The sequence below is a fragment of the Cecembia rubra genome, from assembly GCF_003014575.1.
In the GTDB taxonomy this organism is placed as follows: Bacteria; Bacteroidota; Bacteroidia; order Cytophagales; family Cyclobacteriaceae; genus Cecembia_A; species Cecembia_A rubra.
Genome location: NZ_PYGF01000001.1, coordinates 1,074,748 through 1,091,404, shown reverse-complemented (window position 1 = coordinate 1,091,404; position 16,657 = coordinate 1,074,748). Strand labels below are relative to the sequence as shown.

The following is a 16,657-nucleotide window of genomic DNA, read 5'->3' as shown; positions in this document are numbered from 1 at the left end:
TTATACTTTTCAAAATAATGAATAAAAGACTGATCAAATTGCTTTTTCTCTTTTGTGTAGGATTAATGGCCTGTTCGGAAAATGAAGGACCAAAAACCGGACCTTCCAATATTTATTTCCCTCCATTATCAGGAAACACATGGGAATCATTGGATCCCAAAATTCTAAATTGGAATATTCAGGAACTGGATAGACTTGATGAATTGCTTGAATCCAACGGAACCAGGGCATTTATTTTATTGAAAAATGGAAAAATTGTTAGAGAGGTTTATTTCGGTTTACGCCTGACAGGAAATCAGCCATTTGACCAAAACTCACTTTGGTATTGGGCATCTGCAGGAAAGACCCTGACTGCCACTTTAATTGGTCTGGCGCAGGAGGAGGGAAAATTGACAATTACTGAGTCTTCCTCAAAATATTTGGGTGAAGGATGGACTTCAATGTCTCTGGACCAAGAGAAGAAAATCACCATTTGGCATCAATTGACCATGACCTCAGGCCTGGATGAAAACGTTGGCAATCGTGATGATTATACCCCAATTAATTTAAAATATTTGGCAGATCCAGGAAGCAGATGGGCTTATCACAATGCACCTTATACTTTACTGGATAAGGTAATTGAAGGAGCTACAGGAAGCTCATTTTCGAATTACTTTAATCAGAAATTAGGAATGAGGATAGGAATGACCGGCTCATGGCAAAAGCTTGGGTTCAATAATGTCTTTTTTAGTAATGCGAGGTCAATGGCAAGGTTTGGATTATTGCTACTGGCAGAAGGGGTTTGGGATGGTCAACCAATAATCAAGGACACTAAATATTTGAGGGAAATGATCAATAGTTCCCAAGACCTGAACAAAAGTTATGGATATCTCTGGTGGCTTAATGGGAAACCATCTTTTATGCTACCCATAATTCAGAATGTCTTTCAGGGATCTTGGGCTCCAAATGCCCCAAACGATATGTTTTGTGGATTGGGTAAAGATGGTCAATATGTCTGCGTGGTACCCTCTTTGGATCTTGTGTTGGTCAGGATGGGTGAAAACCCCGATCAATCATTGGTTCCATTGATGTACTTGGATGAGATTTGGCAACAATTGAATAAAATTTTTCCTGAAAATTGAAAATTTTCATTCTGTGCCTATCTCTGTAAAGAGATTTAATTTTGGCCGTAGAGTGATTGTATGACCTTTTATCCTGAAAATTAGTTTTTTTAAGAAAGGAATAATTTCTCACTGTTTATACTCAGGCCCTGATATGATCAATATCATGCCGGATTACTCAGGATTCTTTAAAATGATTTGTAACTTAGTTGTAGTACAAAAACTACAAGTTCCATGAGCAAAAAGAAAGAATACAGCTTGTTTGATGATGTGTGTGGTTTCGTTGATGAGGCCGCGAAGTATATGGATGTGCATCCTGGTTTACTCGAGCAAATAAAACAATGTAATAGCATTTATAAATTTAACTTTCCTCTGAGGAATGATGACGGCAGTTATGAAGTTATTACCGGTTATCGGATCCAGCATTCTCAGCATAAGTTGCCCGCTAAGGGAGGGATTAGGTATAGTACCCATGTCAATGAAGAAGAGGTAAAAGGATTGGCGGCATTGATGACCTACAAATGTGCTTTGGTGAATGTGCCATTTGGAGGAGCGAAGGGTGGTGTTTCGATTGATCCCTTGAAGTACAATGAATACCAACTTGAACGGATTACCAGAAGGTATACTGCTGAGTTGATCAAAAAGAAATTTATTGGACCGGCCATTGATGTGCCTGCTCCGGATTATGGAACAGGTGCAAGGGAAATGGCATGGATTGTGGATACTTTTGAGGCATTCAACCCTGAGGTGATCAATGCCAAAGGCTGTGTAACAGGAAAGCCATTGTCTCAGCATGGTATTGATGGAAGGACTGAGGCCACAGGTCAGGGAGTTTTCTTTGGTATCAGGGAAGCGGTCAATGTGGAGGAAGATATGGCTGCCTTAGGTTTGAAGCCAGGATTGAAGGATAAAACCGTCATTGTACAGGGCTTAGGAAATGTGGGCTATTTTTCGGCCAAATATCTTAGTGAAGCAGGGGCCAAGGTTATTGGAGTAGCGGAGTGGAATGGAGGTATTTGGGATGAAAAGGGAATAGATATCGAGGCCCTTAAGCAATATCAGTCAAAAAATAAAGGCTTTAAAGGATATCCAAAAGGGGAATTTATTAAAGATAGTAAGCAGTTATTGACATATCCCTGTGATATTTTGGTACCAGCAGCATTAGAAAATCAGATCACTTTAGAAAATGCTGATAAAATCCAAGCAAAAATAATTGGTGAGGCCGCAAATGGACCTGTTACCCAGGAAGCCGAAAAAGTATTGTTGAAAAAGGGCAAACTGGTCATACCTGATATGTATCTAAATGCAGGAGGTGTGACTGTCTCTTATTTTGAATGGCTTAAGAATCTTTCCAGGGTTTCATTTGGTAAATTGGAAAAGCGGTATGATATGGAAAAATACAGAAAACTGCTCAGTACCATTGAAAATGCCACAGGTGAGGAATTTACCGATATGGAAAGGGACGCATTGATTAAAGGGGCTTCGGAGCGAGATTTAGTTTTGTCTGGTTTGGAAGAAACAATGGTGACTTCCTATCAAGCGCTCAACCAAAAAAGGAAAGAAAAAAACTTACAGAGTTTGAGGACTGCAGCTTTCATTTTGGCTCTTGAGCGGATAGTGATAAGCTATACTGATCTGGGTATTTTCCCGTAATTTTCCGTAATCCTGATTTTTTGAAGCAAAAGAGAGGTGGATCAGCTCACCTCTTTTTTGTTTTTTTCAAATGTTGAAAAGTATCTTCGATCAAAGTATTATGTCCACAAGGCAGTTCGCATGTGATGATTTGGGGAACTTTACTGCTGAATTTTTTTAGATTTCTGGTGGTGATCATGGTGTCATAAGCTCCCGTGAACAAAGTAACTGGAGTCTTATTTAACCTCAAATACTTAATGATGAGCCCAAGGTCGGGTTTCAGTGGTTTGAAAACATTCCAGGTAAAATAAACCTGAGCCCTCATGGTTCTGGTTTGCATTTGAGATTTCACAAATTTGATCAATGAATTTTGCAAGATTCCTAAACTGTACAAAGCATCCATTGTCCTAAAGAACCGCTTCGGATGAAAGACCACATGTTTGAAAAGTCTGTTTAACACACCAGGAAATGTAGCCATATTGTACCAGAAACCGGTTTTTATTCCATCAGGTGCCATCAACAAAAGGGATTGTGTAAGGTTTGGGAAAATTTCATATGTGATCAGGCAAAACTTACCTCCCATGCTATAACCTACTAAATGAAATTTTTCAAAACCTTCTTTTTCCATTAACTGTACCATAATCTCTCTCCATATTTCTTTTGTTAGCCTTTGGTTGACAGATTTCCAGCTACTTTGTCCATGGTAGAACATATCAAAAACCAAAAAACACTCCTCTTCATTTCTCAGCTCAAGGAATAGGTCATAAGCTTTCATGTTTTGGCCAAAACCATGAAATAGTAAAAAGTAATTTTTCCCTTGACCATGTTTCTTGTAGGCCAAGTGACCAAATGAGGTTTCTAAAAACTGCATAAACAAAAATAGAATAATTGATTCCTAAAATCAGGGTCAAGGTAAATTAGATTTCATGTGTTTTTTGATAACAAAATATAATTCCTGAAAAAATAGAAAAGCATTATTTATTAATGATGGAGTGGGTTAATGAATTGGTTTTTCAAATTTTATTTCACAAAAAACTTAAGAAACTTTGAACTTTCATAAAGTTTCCAGAGTTTTACATCCAAATTGTGATCGATTTGGAAAACAGAGAAAAAATCATTGAGACAGCGAAGGAGCAGTTTATGCGGTTTGGGGTGAGGTCCGTGACCATGGATGATATCGCAAGGATGGCCGGAATGTCGAAAAAAACCATTTATCAGGAGTTTTCTGACAAGAACCAGTTAGTATTTGAATCCTTTTCTTCCGCCTTGAACGAGGATATCCATTGCCTTGAAAATCTTCCTAAAATAAATGATGGGATTATTGAGCATCTAGTTGGACTAACCGCACATATTAGAAGGAGATTTGCTGACATGAATCCCATGGTGCTGAATGAAATCCAACGCTATTTTCCGCAGTGTTGGCAGCTATTTGAAGAGTTCAAAAAGGAACATGTCTTAAAAGAGATTACAGACCTGTTAGAAAAGGGTAAAGAGGAGGGATTTTTCAGACCGGAAATCAATACAGAAGTTATGGCCTTGCTTCGTATGGAGCAGATGATGCTGATTTTTGACCCCATCAAATTTCCTATGTCCAAGTTTAATCCAGTAGAACTACAATTAGAAATATTTGAACATTTCCTTTATGGGATTTTTACCGAAAAAGGAAGAGAAGCTTACCTAAACCAAAAGAAACAGTACAATGAAAACCACAATTAAGATGCTATTAAGGATTCCCATTGTCCTGATGGCTATTTTGTCTCCTTTTCATCTCAGCGCCCAAAGGGTGGTTGAATTGTCATTGGAGGAAAGTATAAGATACGCATTGGAGAACAATGTGGATGCAAAAAATGCCCAATTGGAAACCTTGATTGCCAAAGCAACGGTAGTTGAAAGGCGTTCGCAAGGACTTCCTCAGGTCAATGGAAATGTCGATTTTACTTATAATGCAGCAATTCCAGTTGTATTTTTCCCCAATGAAGGTCCATTTGCAGACCCTAATTCTGAACTGGATGTTGTCCCTCTTCGATTCGGGGTGCCTATAACTGCCACAGTAGCAGTTCAGGCCACTCAAATGATATTTGATGGGTCTTATTTTGTAGGCCTTCAAGCTGCAAAAACCTACAAAATGTTAACGGAATATGACAGGTTGAAATCTGAAATTGATGTTAAGGAGAGGGTTAAAAAGGCCTATTTTTCAGTATTGGTTAACGAGCAGAGGAGGCAATTAATAGAGGCTAATCTCAAAAGATTAGAAAGTTTATTGTCAGAAACCAATGCGCTTTTCGAAGCAGGTTTTGTTGAGAAAATTGATGTCTCTAGAATTAAAGTGCAAAGGAATAATATTAAATCTGAACTTGACAAGGTCGTTGCTGCCACAGCAATCAGTGTTGAACTTTTGAAAATTCAGATTGGGCTTCCAACAGATTATTTTATTTATCTCACACAAAGTTTGGAAGAACTTAATGATCTGACAGATATAAAAAGCTTGATTGAAATAGAGGGTACAAGGAGAGTTGAATTGGATCAGATCAGGACCAATATCGAACTTGTGAAATTAGATCTTAAAAATAATACTGTTCAATATATTCCAAAATTATCTGCATTTGCCACTTATCAAAGAAATGCTGCGGCTCAGCAGTTTGGATCATTAATGGAGAACGGAAGATGGTTTACAGGTGCCTTTATTGGGGGATCTTTAGCCATACCTATTTTTGATGGTTTATCAAAAAGTGCCCGTATCCAACAAAACAGAGTGCAGATAAGGCAGCTGGAAAATCAAGAAAGATTTATTCAGGACAATATTGAATTTGAAAAATTTCAATTTAGGGCCAATCTGAACAATAGCCTTGCTGCTTTAGAAGTGCAAGCTGAAAACATGGACCTTGCAAAGGAAGTATTTAGGATGGCCAAAATCAAGTATGAAGAAGGCGTTGGCTCTAACTTAGAAGTTGTGGAAGCGGATTCAGCACTTAAGGAAGCTGAAACCAACTATTTTACTGCACTTTATGATGCCCTGATTGCAAAAGTAGATCTCGAAAAGGCATTAGGAATACTATAACCAATTATTAAGCAAAATCTCACACATCTATATGAAAACTAATTTTCAATTTTTAATCATTGCCATCCTTGTATTGGTAGCCTCCTGTGGTGAAAAGGATGAATTGGCAGCCAAAAAAGAAGAATTGGCCAAAATGAAAAAAGATGCTTCTGCATTAAGACTGGCCATTGAAAATCTGGAAAAGGAAATAGGGTCTTTAGATCCTGAATTTGGAAAACAAAACAGAAAATCTGTGCTTATATCCACTATTCAACCAAAAGTGGGTCATTTCGAGCATTTTATTGATGTGACAGGTTCGGTACTCTCCAAGAAAAATGTCAGTATAAGCGGTGAAGTGTCCGGTAGGGTACAGGAAATAATGGCCATTGAAGGCATGCGGGTTTCCAAAGGCCAGGTATTGGCAAGAATTGACGCAGAGGCCATTCAAAGGAATATTGAAGAAGTGGAAAAACAGCTGGAACTCGCTGCAGTTGTTTTCGAAAAACAGCAAAGGCTATGGCAGCAGCAGATAGGTACTGAAATCCAATACCTGGAAGCTAAAAACAGAAAAGAAACCCTTGAAAAAAGTCTGGCTTCTTTGAGAACCCAGGAGTCCCGTACTTCAGTGAGGGCCCCATTTAATGGAACTGTGGAAACAGTGAATGTTAGGCTTGGAGAATTGGTGCAGCCGGGAACACCCATGTTCCAGTTTGTAGGAGAAAGTGACCTGTTTATAGAAGCCGATGTATCTGAAAGGTATGTGGGTATTGTTACCAAAGGTGATTCTGTAGAAATCAACTTCCCTTCCATCAATCAGACGCTCAATACCAAGGTATCTGCGATAGGAGCTATCATCAATCCTAATAACAGGACATTTAAAGTGGAGGTCTTTCTACCCAATATTCCAAATGTTAAGCCCAACATGGTTTCCGTGTTGAAAATCAAAGATTATGAAAATCCAAATGCTGTCATGATTCCCAACTACCTTATTTTGCAGGACACTAAAGGGGATTATGTATTTACTGTAGATGAAAACCTTAGCAAAAAACGCTACATCAAAAGAGGTAGAACCTACAAAGAATTGGCTGAGATTGTACAAGGGCTGGATGGTTCGGAAACATTGGTAGATAAAGGGTTCAGAGAAGTTGGGGATAATTTCAATGTTAACATCACAAATTAATTTTTTTGGTAAATATGGAAGATAAACAAAAAGGAATAATCCGGGAATTTGGGCTGAGTTCACTTTCGGTGAACAACCAAACTTCCGTGGTCATATTGGTGGTTATTATCACCATATTGGGTATCATGGCCTATAGGACTATGCCCAAAGAGAGTTTTCCGGAAATTGTCATACCGACAGTTTACGTAGGTACGGCTTATCCTGGTAACTCCCCCGTTGATATGGAAAACCTGATCACCAGGCCCATAGAAAAGGAATTGAAGTCTATCAACAACGTAAAAAGCATCAAATCCACCTCTGTTCAGGATTTTTCTTCCGTAGTGATAGAATTCAATCCCGGCGTAGAAATTTCCAAGGCGATTCAAGATGTAAAAGATGCTGTGGACAAATCCAAAAGTGAATTGCCCACAGATCTGGACCAGGATCCGGATGTGATTGAAATCAATACTTCTGATTTCCCTATCATGAACGTCAATCTTTCGGGGAATTTTTCAGAAGAGGAGTTGAAAAAATTCGGTGAATACCTTGAGGATGAGATTGAAAAACTACCGGAAGTTTCTAAGGCTGAATTGCGCGGGACTGTGGAAAGAGAAATCCGTATAGATGCGGATATATTTAAGATGGAGGCCAATGGGGTTTCTTTCAGTGATATTTCTGATGCAGTTTCCCAAGAAAATATCACCATTTCAGGAGGCAATATCCTTGCAGGGGATTTCAGAAAGGCACTGAGGATTACAGGTGAATTTAAATCTCCTGAAGAATTGAAGGACATTATCGTTAAGACGGAGAACAATAAAATTGTATATCTGTCTGATGTGGCAGAGGTTCGGGACACATTCAAAGAAAGGGTGAGTTATGCCCGTAGCAAGAAAAATCCTGTTGTGACTGTCAATGTGGTAAAACGATCAGGTGAAAATCTCCTGGATGCTTCTGATAAAATAAAAGAAATCATCGATAGGGCAAAAAGGGAAAGGTTTCCAGAGGGTCTGGAAGTTTCTATCACCAATGACCAATCTAAAACAACCCGCTCCCAAGTTAATGATCTTGAGAACAGTATCATCTTTGGTGTGATTCTGGTAGTATTGGTATTGATGTTCTTTTTAGGATTCCGTAATGCCCTTTTTGTAGGGGTTGCAATACCACTTTCCATGTTTATATCCTTTTTGGTGCTGAATTCATTTGGTATCACATTGAACCTCATGGTTCTTTTTGCCCTGATCCTTGCTCTTGGTATGTTGGTGGACAACGGTATCGTTGTGGTTGAAAACATCTACCGCTTGATGCAGGAAGGAAAATCTGCAGTAAGGGCTGCCAAAGAAGGTGTAGGAGAGGTTGCATGGCCAATTATTACATCTACTGCTACTACTCTGGCAGCATTCATGCCTTTGGCATTTTGGGATGACATCATCGGGGAGTTTATGAAATACCTTCCGATTACCCTTATCATTGTACTATCCTCATCCCTTTTTGTGGCCTTAGTTGTGAACCCAGTACTGACGTCACTGTACATGAAGGTTCAGGATGTCGATGTGATCAAACCAAAACGAAGAAGTCTCATTATAGCATTGGTTTTTGCTGTAATGGCTATTATAAGCTATTTGGCCAGATGGTGGGCTTTCGGAAATCTCTTTTCGATTGCAGCTGTATTGACAGTGTTCAATGTTTTTGTCCTAAGAGCAGCTATAAGATGGTTCCAAAATGTTTTCTTGGTTTTCCTGGAAAACATGTATGAAAAGACGCTAAAGTTTGCCTTGAGGGGGTTAAACCCATATTTATTCTTTGGAGGGACTGTGTTATTGCTGATAATTTCTGTAGCGCTTTTGTTTGTAAGGGCTCCACAGGTTTTGTTCTTTCCGGATAACCAACCCGCATTGGTCAATGTGTTCATAGAAAATCCAATAGGTACAGATACAGAGGCAACGAATAACTTCATGTTAAATATGGAGGAAGAATTGTTTGATGTATTGAGGCCGTATGATAAGATTATCGAGTCAATCATTACCCAGGTAGGAGAGGGGACTGGAGACCAGTCTGCAGGGCCGAGTATTGCCAATACTCCCCACAAAGCAAAAGTAACTATCAGCTTTGTGGAATATCAGTTCAGAGGAGGGGTCAATACAAACAGGGTCATGGAAGATATCCGTGAGCTTGTGGAGAAATATCCTGGTGTGCTAATTACAGTTGATAAACAACGTGCAGGTCCACCGGTAGGTAAGGCGATCAATATAGAGGTCAGTGGAGAAGATTTCGAAAAACTGATTTCCTATGTGGCTGAGTTCAGAGAATATTTGGGAAGTGCCAATATACCGGGAATTGAAGAACTTAAAACAGACCTGGAATTGGGAAGCCCAGAAGTAGTATTGAAAATAGACAGGGAAAAAGCCAGAAGGTTTGGACTTTCCACTGTGACCATTGCCAATGAACTGAGGACGGCTATTTTTGGTCTTGAGGTGTCAAAATACAAGGAAGGAGAAGATGATTTTCCTATACAATTAAGATTGATGGATGAATTTAGATATGACCTGTCCTCCCTTGTCAATAAAAAAATCAGTTTTAGGGATAAGTTTGGAAACCAAAAAACTATTCCTATTTCTGCAGTAGCAGATTTAGAATATGGATCTACCTACGGTTCGGTAAGAAGAAAGGATCTGGAAAAAGTGATTACAATTTTCTCCAATGTGACTGATGGGTACAATGCTACGGAAATCAATAATGAATTGAAGGATTTGGTGGCCAATTATGATATTCCAGAAGGGATCACAGTCAAATTTACAGGTGAACAGGAAGAACAGGCAAAATCTACTGCTTTCCTTGCCAGGGCTTTGTTTATTGCGGTTTCAGTTATCTTCCTCATTATTGTAGCCCAGTTTAATTCAGTCACAACTCCTTTCATCATCATGGCCTCAGTTGTCTTAAGCACAATTGGAGTATTTTTGGGATTGGTGATTTTCAATATGGACTTTGTGATTATCATGACAGGTATCGGTATCATTTCCCTGGCCGGTGTAGTGGTTAATAATGCCATTGTTTTGATTGACTATACAAATCTCGTAAGAGCAAGAAGAAGGGAGGAATTGAACACCCCTGAAGGGGAGTTCTTGCCGATTGATGAATTACTGAACAGTATTATTCAAGGTGGCAAGACCAGGTTGAGACCTGTATTGCTTACAGCGATTACCACTGTATTAGGATTGGTCCCTTTGGCTATTGGAATGAATATCAATTTTGGAAGCTTGTTGAGTTCTTTTGACCCAGAATTTTTTGTGGGAGGGGACAATGCAGACTTTTGGGGGCCAATGGCTTGGACCGTAATATTTGGTCTAACCTTTGCAACCTTTTTAACGTTAGTAATCGTACCTGTCATGTATTTATTGGCAGATAAATTAAACATGTTGATTCGCAGAGTGAAATAGCATGATTAAGTAAAGGTTGGTGGTTTTTAAATGTGTAAACCCTTGGGATAATATTCCAAGGGTTTTTTGATTATTTATGACATTTCTGCTAGGATATTTTGAAATTTCAGCCACAAAAAACTTTCTAGGTTTCGATTATTGTTAAATTTGGGGACTGTTAAACAATTGATTTTTCATGACCGATTTAAGTTGGTATGTACTATATACCAGTTCCAGAGCAGAAAAAAAGGTAGCACAAAGGTTGCAGGAAAAAGGACTTGAGGTCTTTTTACCTATGATAGAAGAGTTGCGTCAATGGTCTGACAGGAAGAAAAAAATACAAAAAGCATTATTCAATGGCTATTTATTTGTTAAAACTAGCCGCAATCAACTCTGGGAAGCTCTTCAGGTCCCCGGCGCGGTAAAATTTGTACATTTTGCTGGTGAACATGCCACCGTGCGCCAGGAAGAAATAGATACCATAAGGAGGATATTGGAAACAGGAGTGGCTGTAGAAACAGACAATTCAGAAATTGAAGCTGGGCAACAGGTCCGAATTTTGGGCGGACCTCTTCAGGGAATGGAAGGGGAGTGCGTCAATAAGGGAAATAAGGATTATTTTATCATACGGATTCCAGGGATTAACCAGAGTATGATGGTCAATATTCCCAGGAAGTTTTTGGAGGTGCTTGGTTAACAGCTAAGAGTCTCAGGTTGATTTTTCCCAATGGATTGAGCAGATTCCCAACGTTTAGAAGTATTTCTATTGAATGTCTTACCGGGCATCGCGTCGTTCAGATAAAGAAATCAATACATGATTCGACCTTCTAAACATGGGTATTGGTTCAAGTAAAATTGGCTGGAATTGTCATCTGCTTTAATTGTCATCTTCCTGATTAAGGGCTTTGTTGATCTCTTCCTCAGTCATTCTGAGTTTACCTTTGCACTGCTTTACCAGCTCTGCAGCTTCCTTGACCAATTCTGAAAGTTCATCCATACCTTTTTCTCCAGATTCCAAAACCTGTAAGATTTCCTCAATTCTACTTATTGCTTTATCGTAGCTGAAGTGTTTATTTTCCATATTTTTCAATCGTTTCAATAGTACTCTCTATTTTTATATCTCCGTAATAGGTACACAATTTGTCCCCAGATTTTGGATCCAACTTATGAACAGGAACTCCTGAAATTTCCGTTCGCGTATACCCCATTTCAAAGAAGCGCTTAGGATTCAATCTATTTAGGTCTGTATTTAACCTTTCCAATCTTTCACTTTCAATTTTCATAATCACCCTACTTGCTTTTTGTAGGTTAAGTAGCCGGTTCTCAAGAGTGATTTTATTGACTGTCAATTGTTTTTGGGAAAGTGTATTGATTTGCCTAAGAATGAAATTTAATTTTTCATTAGATCTTTCAATCAAAATTCCTGAAAGCTTTGCCAATTTGTTTTCCAATTCTCTTACTTTCCTTTCTTCCCAGATCCAAATTTGTGAGGCATTTCTTTCAATCTGTTTCCAGATAAGTTCCATATTTTCTTCAAACTCCCTAAATCCAGATAGAATAAATTCTGCAGTTGCTGTTGGTGTTTTCATTTTGGTATGGGCCACAAGATCAGCAATGGTTTCATCCCGTTCATGTCCTATGCCAGTGATGATAGGCAGTTTACTTTTTGCGATTTCTACTGCTAAATGGTAATCATCAAAACAATCAAGGTCCAACTGTGCACCTCCGCCCCTGATAATCACAATAGCATCAAAAGAATTTTCAATATGTGCTTCATGGATAGCCTTTAAGGCCTGTATGATGGTTTGTGCTGCTTCTGTACCCTGTAAAGTAGCTTGAAAAAGCCGGAGCTGAACCTGGTAACCAAACCTGTTGTTTTTGATTTGGTTGACAAAATCCCCATAACCTGCAGCGGTGGAAGAGGAAACTATGGCTATTTTTTGTGGTACTGAAGGTAGATTGATTTGTTTGTTAAGTTCCAGCATACCTTCCCTGTTCAATCGATCAAGGATTTCCTGCCTTATTCTTGCCCGCTCGCCTAAGGTATAATTAGGATCAATTTCTTTGATGTTAAGACTGATTCCATAAATTTCATGAAAAGTAACTGTCACCTGTGCCAAGACCTTCATCCCAGATTTTAATTCCTGACCAGTTACCGCTTTAAACCGTGAAGCTACACTTCTATAGGTGTAGGACCATATGTTAGCCCGTATTTTAGCAGCAATCTGGGTGCCTTCCTTCTCCACTAATTCCAGGTAAGCATGACCTTGCCTGGCGTGGTTGATTTCTGCGATTTCCGCAATTACCCAGTAAGTAGGGTCCAGCTGCTCATCCAAGGTGTCTTTAATTAGCTGGTTGAGTTCTAAAAGTGAAATGGCATCATGCATGCTGAAAAATAATGATGAAAAACGGAGAATAAAATAAAAATCTATTTTGCATAAAAAAAAGCCTTCCAAAGTTGAAAGGCTTTTATCTGCAAACCCCAAAATTAGCGGGGCATATATTTTCTGATTCTTTCCTTCAAATTTTCTGATCCTTTTACCAAAGGAAGCCTTACCGTTTCTCCACAAAGCCCCAACTCTTGCATAAGGTATTTCAAACCTACAGGATTACCTTCCTCATACATCATCGGATTTACGTCCAATAATTTGAAAGCCGCCTTCTTGGCAGTATCGTAGTCTGCATGGGAGATTTCCCTGAAAATCTTTGGATAAGCATTGGCAAGTACAGAAATCACACCATGTCCCCCGATCACTCTTAATGAGGGAGTAAGGATATCATCGCCCGAGATGATTAGAAAGTCCTCCGGAACTTTAGCCGCTATTCTCATGCATTGTGAAAGGTCGCCACTTGCCTCTTTGATGCCTATAATATTAGGATGCTTGGAAAGTTCAACAGTAGTCTGGTAAGTCAGATTGGACATTGTTCTACCGGGAACATTGTATAAAATTACAGGTACAGGACATGCATCAGCTATATTCAGGTAATGCGAAATGATGCCTGCCTGAGAGGGTTTATTGTAATACGGGCTGACAGAAAGGATGGCATCCACTCCTGTAAAGTCAGTGGTTTTGATTTCATCCAATATTGCCTGGGTATTGTTCCCGCCAATTCCGTACACAATGGGAATCCTTCCTGCAGTATATTCTATAGCAGCTTTTAATACAGCTCTTTTTTCTTCTTTGCTTAAAGTGGCAGTTTCCCCGGTCGTGCCCTGCACAACCAAATAATCAGACCCACCTTCAATTACATGGTCTATGACTTTTTTTAATCCTCCATAATCAATGGAATAGTCCTCATGAAAGGGAGTAATTAAAGCCACACCTGTACCCTGAAATTTTAACATGCCTCTTGTATTTTATTTAGATAATTGATCAATCGATTTATGTTTTCCCCCAAGCTGCTTTCTTCATATTGGAGCATAAGGTCAAGATAGGATTCATTCATTTCAGAATAAAAACCCAAATTGAAGCTGCATTTATTTGAGAGCAGCAAATAACGTAAATATAGATTAAGGTTTAAAGAAGGAACCAAAATAATATCCAGCTTTTCGGTCATAAACGCATTGAAATATTCTGTTGGGTTGCCCAATATATCAAAGTGTTTATAGGATATACTGTCGATAGCGTTTGGGTTAGTTTCATCATAATAATAACCAATGATCCTCACTGTATACCCCCAAAGCTGCCTTATGGTCTCTTTTGTCAATTCGTAATCTTCTGATGAAGCAGCAAGAATTCCAATAGTCTTAATTTCATTTGGAATCCTTACATCTTTAGACTTGAGCAAATGAAGTTTGGCTTTTATTTGCCGCTTTACCATCCAATCTTTAATCTGCTTCATTTTTAAGATTTTTTGCCCACCATTTGAAGAAACTCATCTTCTGAAATTAATTTAACACCAAGCTTTTCAGCTTTTTCCTTTTTGCTAGGCCCCATATCTTCACCTTCAATGATGAAGTCTAAAGATTTTGAAACTGCCTTCAGGTATTGTCCGCCATTGGCCTCAATAAAATCTATAATCTCATCCCTCTTGAAATGGTTCAATTTTCCGGAGGCTAGAATTTTCATGCCCTTCAAGGATTCACTTTCCAGGGGTTTTTCGGTAGCATCCACTTCAAATTTCAAGCCATGTGTTTTAAGGCGCTCAATAGTTTCAAGATTTTCCGGATCTTTGAAATAGGCATGAATGCTTTCTACTAAGGTCTCACCAATCCCATTGATCGCTAAGAGTTGTTCTGTACTTGCCTTTTGAAGCTCATCGATTTTTTTGAAGTGCCTTGCTAATATTTGAGCTGTATTTTCCCCGATATTCCTAATTCCCAAAGCGAAAAGTACTTTTTCAAAGGGCTGCTCTTTGGAAGCTCTGATACCTTCAAGCATGTTTGAAATTACTCCTTCCTGGAATGTATTGGCTTTCATTTTTTTGAGACGATCTTCCTGTTCCCTAGTGATTGGAAGATTCAGTTTGAGCAAAATGCTGTGGACAGTATTTTCATGCAAAGAAGCCTCCACCAATTTCTCCAGTGAAATCCAGTTGCCAATCAATACATTCATTACCACAGGGACAGGAAGGTAATCCTCCATTTGAGGCAAATGACTTGACAATAGGATTTCTTCCAACTTTTTAATGGTACCGACATTCTGTGCTACCTTTTTATTGTTGGTCCTGATAAACATTTCAAAATTGTCCAAAACTTCCCAAAGTGGTTGTTCAGTATATCTTTCACAGAATTTCTGGATCGAAGCCAGCGACAAACCTTCTGTCAGTGCAAAAAAAGCCTTGGGCAATGAAATGAACAAATAGCCGTCATCAGATTTTTGGTACTGGTCCTGGCTCATTTCCAATCCAAGGAGTTGATTCGCTTTGTTTTCCAATTCATACAGATCCGCAAAATTGCCAATATATCTTTGAACTATTAGAGTCTGAATTCTTTCAGTTCCTAAGGAGTCTATATCCATGGCCCTTTTATGGACAAAATGTTCAATTCTTCCCAGTATTTGTGGAGGACATCCCTTGAAATTTGGACAAAAATGTTTGGCTTCTCCTTCTTTTCTAATCAATGGGCTTTCGCATTCCGGGCAATGATCAATATAGACTACTGGTTTGGAACCGGGCTTCCTTTTTTCAAGAACCACCCCTGTGATTTTGGGGATAATTTCTCCTCCTTTTTCAACCATCACGGTATCTCCTTCAAAAAGCCCAAGGCGTTCGATTTCATTGGCATTGTGGAGGGAAGCTCTTTTTACAGTAGTTCCTGCCAGGAGGACTGGCGCTAAATTGGCCACCGGTGTAATGGCCCCAGTTCTCCCTACCTGATAAGTGATGGAAAGAAGTTCGCTTTCTGCACTTTCCGCCTGATACTTGTAAGCTATAGCCCATCGTGGGATTTTGGCAGTAAAACCAAGTTCTTCTCTTTGGTCATAATCATTGACTTTTAATACCACACCATCTGTATCAAGAGGCATTTCAAAACGCTTCTCTTTCCAGGAAGAAATGTAGTGGAATACCTCATCTATATTATTGCATTTGGTGTAAGTAGGGGAGACATTGAATCCCCATTTCTCCAATAGGTGAATTGCCTCATCATGCCTGTTCACTCCGATATCTTCACCCAGAAGTTGGTAGAAATAACAATTCAACCTTCTTTTTGCCACAACAGCACTGTCCTGCATTTTCAATGTGCCTGAAGCGGCATTCCTTGGATTGGCCAGAAGGGCTTCTCCGTTGGCCTCTCTTTCAGTGTTGATTTTTTCAAATTCTTTCCTTGGAAGAAAAATCTCCCCACGCACCTCGAATTTGGCTGGAACATTCTGACCTTTGATATGAAGGGGAATGTTTTTTATAGTTTTGACATTTTCAGTGACTACATCTCCCTTTGTTCCGTCCCCACGGGTCACCGCTCTTACCAATTTTCCGTTTTCATATACCAAGCTGATGGCAACACCATCAAATTTCAGCTCACAGAAATATTCAAAATCTCTATGTCCCAGACCTTTGGCCACCCTGTCGTCAAAGGCTTTCAACTCTTCTTCTGAGTAGGTGTTGCCCAGAGAGAGCATCCTGTATTCATGAATGACTGTTTCAAATTCCTTGGTGATGGTCCCACCGACCCTTTGACTTGGGCTTTCAGGAACCAAAAATTCTGGATACTCTTTTTCCAGGTTAATCAATTCCTCCAAAAGTTTATCAAACTCGAAATCTGAAATTTCTATTCTATCTTCCTGATAATAAAGATGATTGTGGTAATTTATCTGGTTGCTGAGTTCTTCAATCCTAGCTTTTGCCTGCTCCGGGGTCATGGTTTTCAAAGTAA

Annotated in this window: 13 protein-coding genes; 7 read left to right on the top strand and 6 right to left on the bottom strand. The window is 39.1% G+C overall.

The genetic code is table 11. The annotated features are described in order from the left end of the window. Positions 1-17: 17 nt before the first annotated feature. Entirely contained in the window at positions 18-1,121 is a 1,104-nt protein-coding gene (locus CLV48_RS04655; protein ID WP_106566017.1) for a serine hydrolase domain-containing protein, read from the top strand. A 213-nt stretch (positions 1,122-1,334) separates the two neighbouring features. Next, the gene (locus CLV48_RS04650; protein ID WP_106566016.1) at positions 1,335-2,753 is read left to right on the top strand and encodes a Glu/Leu/Phe/Val family dehydrogenase; all 1,419 of its coding nucleotides are present in this window, start codon (positions 1,335-1,337) and stop codon (positions 2,751-2,753) included. Positions 2,754-2,799: 46 nt separating this feature from the next. Here the strand turns inward: CLV48_RS04650 and CLV48_RS04645 are convergent, their stop codons facing one another. Continuing rightward, the gene (locus CLV48_RS04645) at positions 2,800-3,603 is read right to left on the bottom strand and encodes an alpha/beta fold hydrolase (protein ID WP_106566015.1); all 804 of its coding nucleotides are present in this window, start codon (positions 3,601-3,603) and stop codon (positions 2,800-2,802) included. Positions 3,604-3,827: 224 nt separating this feature from the next. On the opposite strand from CLV48_RS04645, the gene CLV48_RS04640 reads away from it, so the two are divergent. The 5 genes from CLV48_RS04640 to CLV48_RS04620 all read left to right on the top strand — a co-directional run bounded on the left by CLV48_RS04640 (position 3,828) and on the right by CLV48_RS04620 (position 11,038). After that, the gene (locus CLV48_RS04640; RefSeq protein ID WP_106566148.1) at positions 3,828-4,448 is read left to right on the top strand and encodes a TetR/AcrR family transcriptional regulator; all 621 of its coding nucleotides are present in this window, start codon (positions 3,828-3,830) and stop codon (positions 4,446-4,448) included. A 1-nt stretch (position 4,449) separates the two neighbouring features. Then, entirely contained in the window at positions 4,450-5,790 is a 1,341-nt protein-coding gene (locus CLV48_RS04635) for a TolC family protein (RefSeq protein WP_245889483.1), read from the top strand. A 31-nt stretch (positions 5,791-5,821) separates the two neighbouring features. Next, positions 5,822-6,949, top strand: a complete 1,128-nt coding sequence (locus tag CLV48_RS04630; protein WP_106566013.1) for an efflux RND transporter periplasmic adaptor subunit — start codon at positions 5,822-5,824, stop codon at positions 6,947-6,949. A gap of 14 nt (positions 6,950-6,963) precedes the next feature. Further along, positions 6,964-10,362 carry an efflux RND transporter permease subunit gene (locus CLV48_RS04625; RefSeq protein ID WP_414734297.1) on the top strand — a complete coding sequence of 1,133 codons (3,399 nt, stop codon included), beginning with the start codon at positions 6,964-6,966 and terminating at the stop codon, positions 10,360-10,362. Between the two features lie 175 nt (positions 10,363-10,537). Next, complete coding sequence (locus CLV48_RS04620) at positions 10,538-11,038, top strand: UpxY family transcription antiterminator (protein ID WP_106566011.1); 501 nt, start codon at positions 10,538-10,540, stop codon at positions 11,036-11,038. A 180-nt stretch (positions 11,039-11,218) separates the two neighbouring features. Here CLV48_RS04620 and xseB read toward each other — a convergent pair whose 3' ends face one another. The 5 genes from xseB to ligA form a co-directional block, all read right to left on the bottom strand. Beyond that, positions 11,219-11,422: an exodeoxyribonuclease VII small subunit gene (gene xseB / locus CLV48_RS04615; RefSeq protein ID WP_106566010.1), complete on the bottom strand. Its 204-nt coding sequence runs from the start codon at positions 11,420-11,422 to the stop codon at positions 11,219-11,221. Further along, positions 11,412-12,728 carry an exodeoxyribonuclease VII large subunit gene (gene xseA, locus CLV48_RS04610; protein WP_106566147.1) on the bottom strand — a complete coding sequence of 439 codons (1,317 nt, stop codon included), beginning with the start codon at positions 12,726-12,728 and terminating at the stop codon, positions 11,412-11,414. Before xseA ends, xseB begins: the two co-directional genes overlap by 11 nt. A 101-nt stretch (positions 12,729-12,829) precedes the next feature. Further along, positions 12,830-13,687, bottom strand: a complete 858-nt coding sequence (gene dapA / locus CLV48_RS04605) for a 4-hydroxy-tetrahydrodipicolinate synthase (protein WP_106566009.1) — start codon at positions 13,685-13,687, stop codon at positions 12,830-12,832. Next, on the bottom strand, positions 13,681-14,184 hold the full coding sequence (locus CLV48_RS04600) for a DUF6913 domain-containing protein (protein WP_106566008.1): 504 nt from the start codon (positions 14,182-14,184) through the stop codon (positions 13,681-13,683). The genes dapA and CLV48_RS04600 overlap by 7 nt, the downstream gene beginning before the upstream one ends. A gap of 2 nt (positions 14,185-14,186) precedes the next feature. Beyond that, on the bottom strand, positions 14,187-16,643 hold the full coding sequence (ligA, locus tag CLV48_RS04595; protein WP_106566007.1) for an NAD-dependent DNA ligase LigA: 2,457 nt from the start codon (positions 16,641-16,643) through the stop codon (positions 14,187-14,189). Positions 16,644-16,657 lie beyond the last annotated feature (14 nt).

Excerpts from the sequence above, each read along its gene's own strand:
- CLV48_RS04620 (WP_106566011.1), top strand. The coding sequence starts at position 10,538 with ATGACCGATTTAAGTTGGTATGTACTATATACCAGTTCCAGAGCAGAA.
- CLV48_RS04625 (WP_414734297.1), top strand. The coding sequence starts at position 6,964 with ATGGAAGATAAACAAAAAGGAATAATCCGGGAATTTGGGCTGAGTTCA.
- CLV48_RS04630 (WP_106566013.1), top strand. The coding sequence starts at position 5,822 with ATGAAAACTAATTTTCAATTTTTAATCATTGCCATCCTTGTATTGGTA.
- dapA (WP_106566009.1), bottom strand. The coding sequence starts at position 13,687 with ATGTTAAAATTTCAGGGTACAGGTGTGGCTTTAATTACTCCCTTTCAT.
- CLV48_RS04645 (WP_106566015.1), bottom strand. The coding sequence starts at position 3,603 with ATGCAGTTTTTAGAAACCTCATTTGGTCACTTGGCCTACAAGAAACAT.
- xseA (WP_106566147.1), bottom strand. The coding sequence starts at position 12,728 with ATGCATGATGCCATTTCACTTTTAGAACTCAACCAGCTAATTAAAGAC.
- xseB (WP_106566010.1), bottom strand. The coding sequence starts at position 11,422 with ATGGAAAATAAACACTTCAGCTACGATAAAGCAATAAGTAGAATTGAG.
- CLV48_RS04650 (WP_106566016.1), top strand. The coding sequence starts at position 1,335 with ATGAGCAAAAAGAAAGAATACAGCTTGTTTGATGATGTGTGTGGTTTC.
- CLV48_RS04600 (WP_106566008.1), bottom strand. The coding sequence starts at position 14,184 with ATGAAGCAGATTAAAGATTGGATGGTAAAGCGGCAAATAAAAGCCAAA.
- ligA (WP_106566007.1), bottom strand. The coding sequence starts at position 16,643 with ATGACCCCGGAGCAGGCAAAAGCTAGGATTGAAGAACTCAGCAACCAG.
- CLV48_RS04635 (WP_245889483.1), top strand. The coding sequence starts at position 4,450 with ATGCTATTAAGGATTCCCATTGTCCTGATGGCTATTTTGTCTCCTTTT.
- CLV48_RS04655 (WP_106566017.1), top strand. The coding sequence starts at position 18 with ATGAATAAAAGACTGATCAAATTGCTTTTTCTCTTTTGTGTAGGATTA.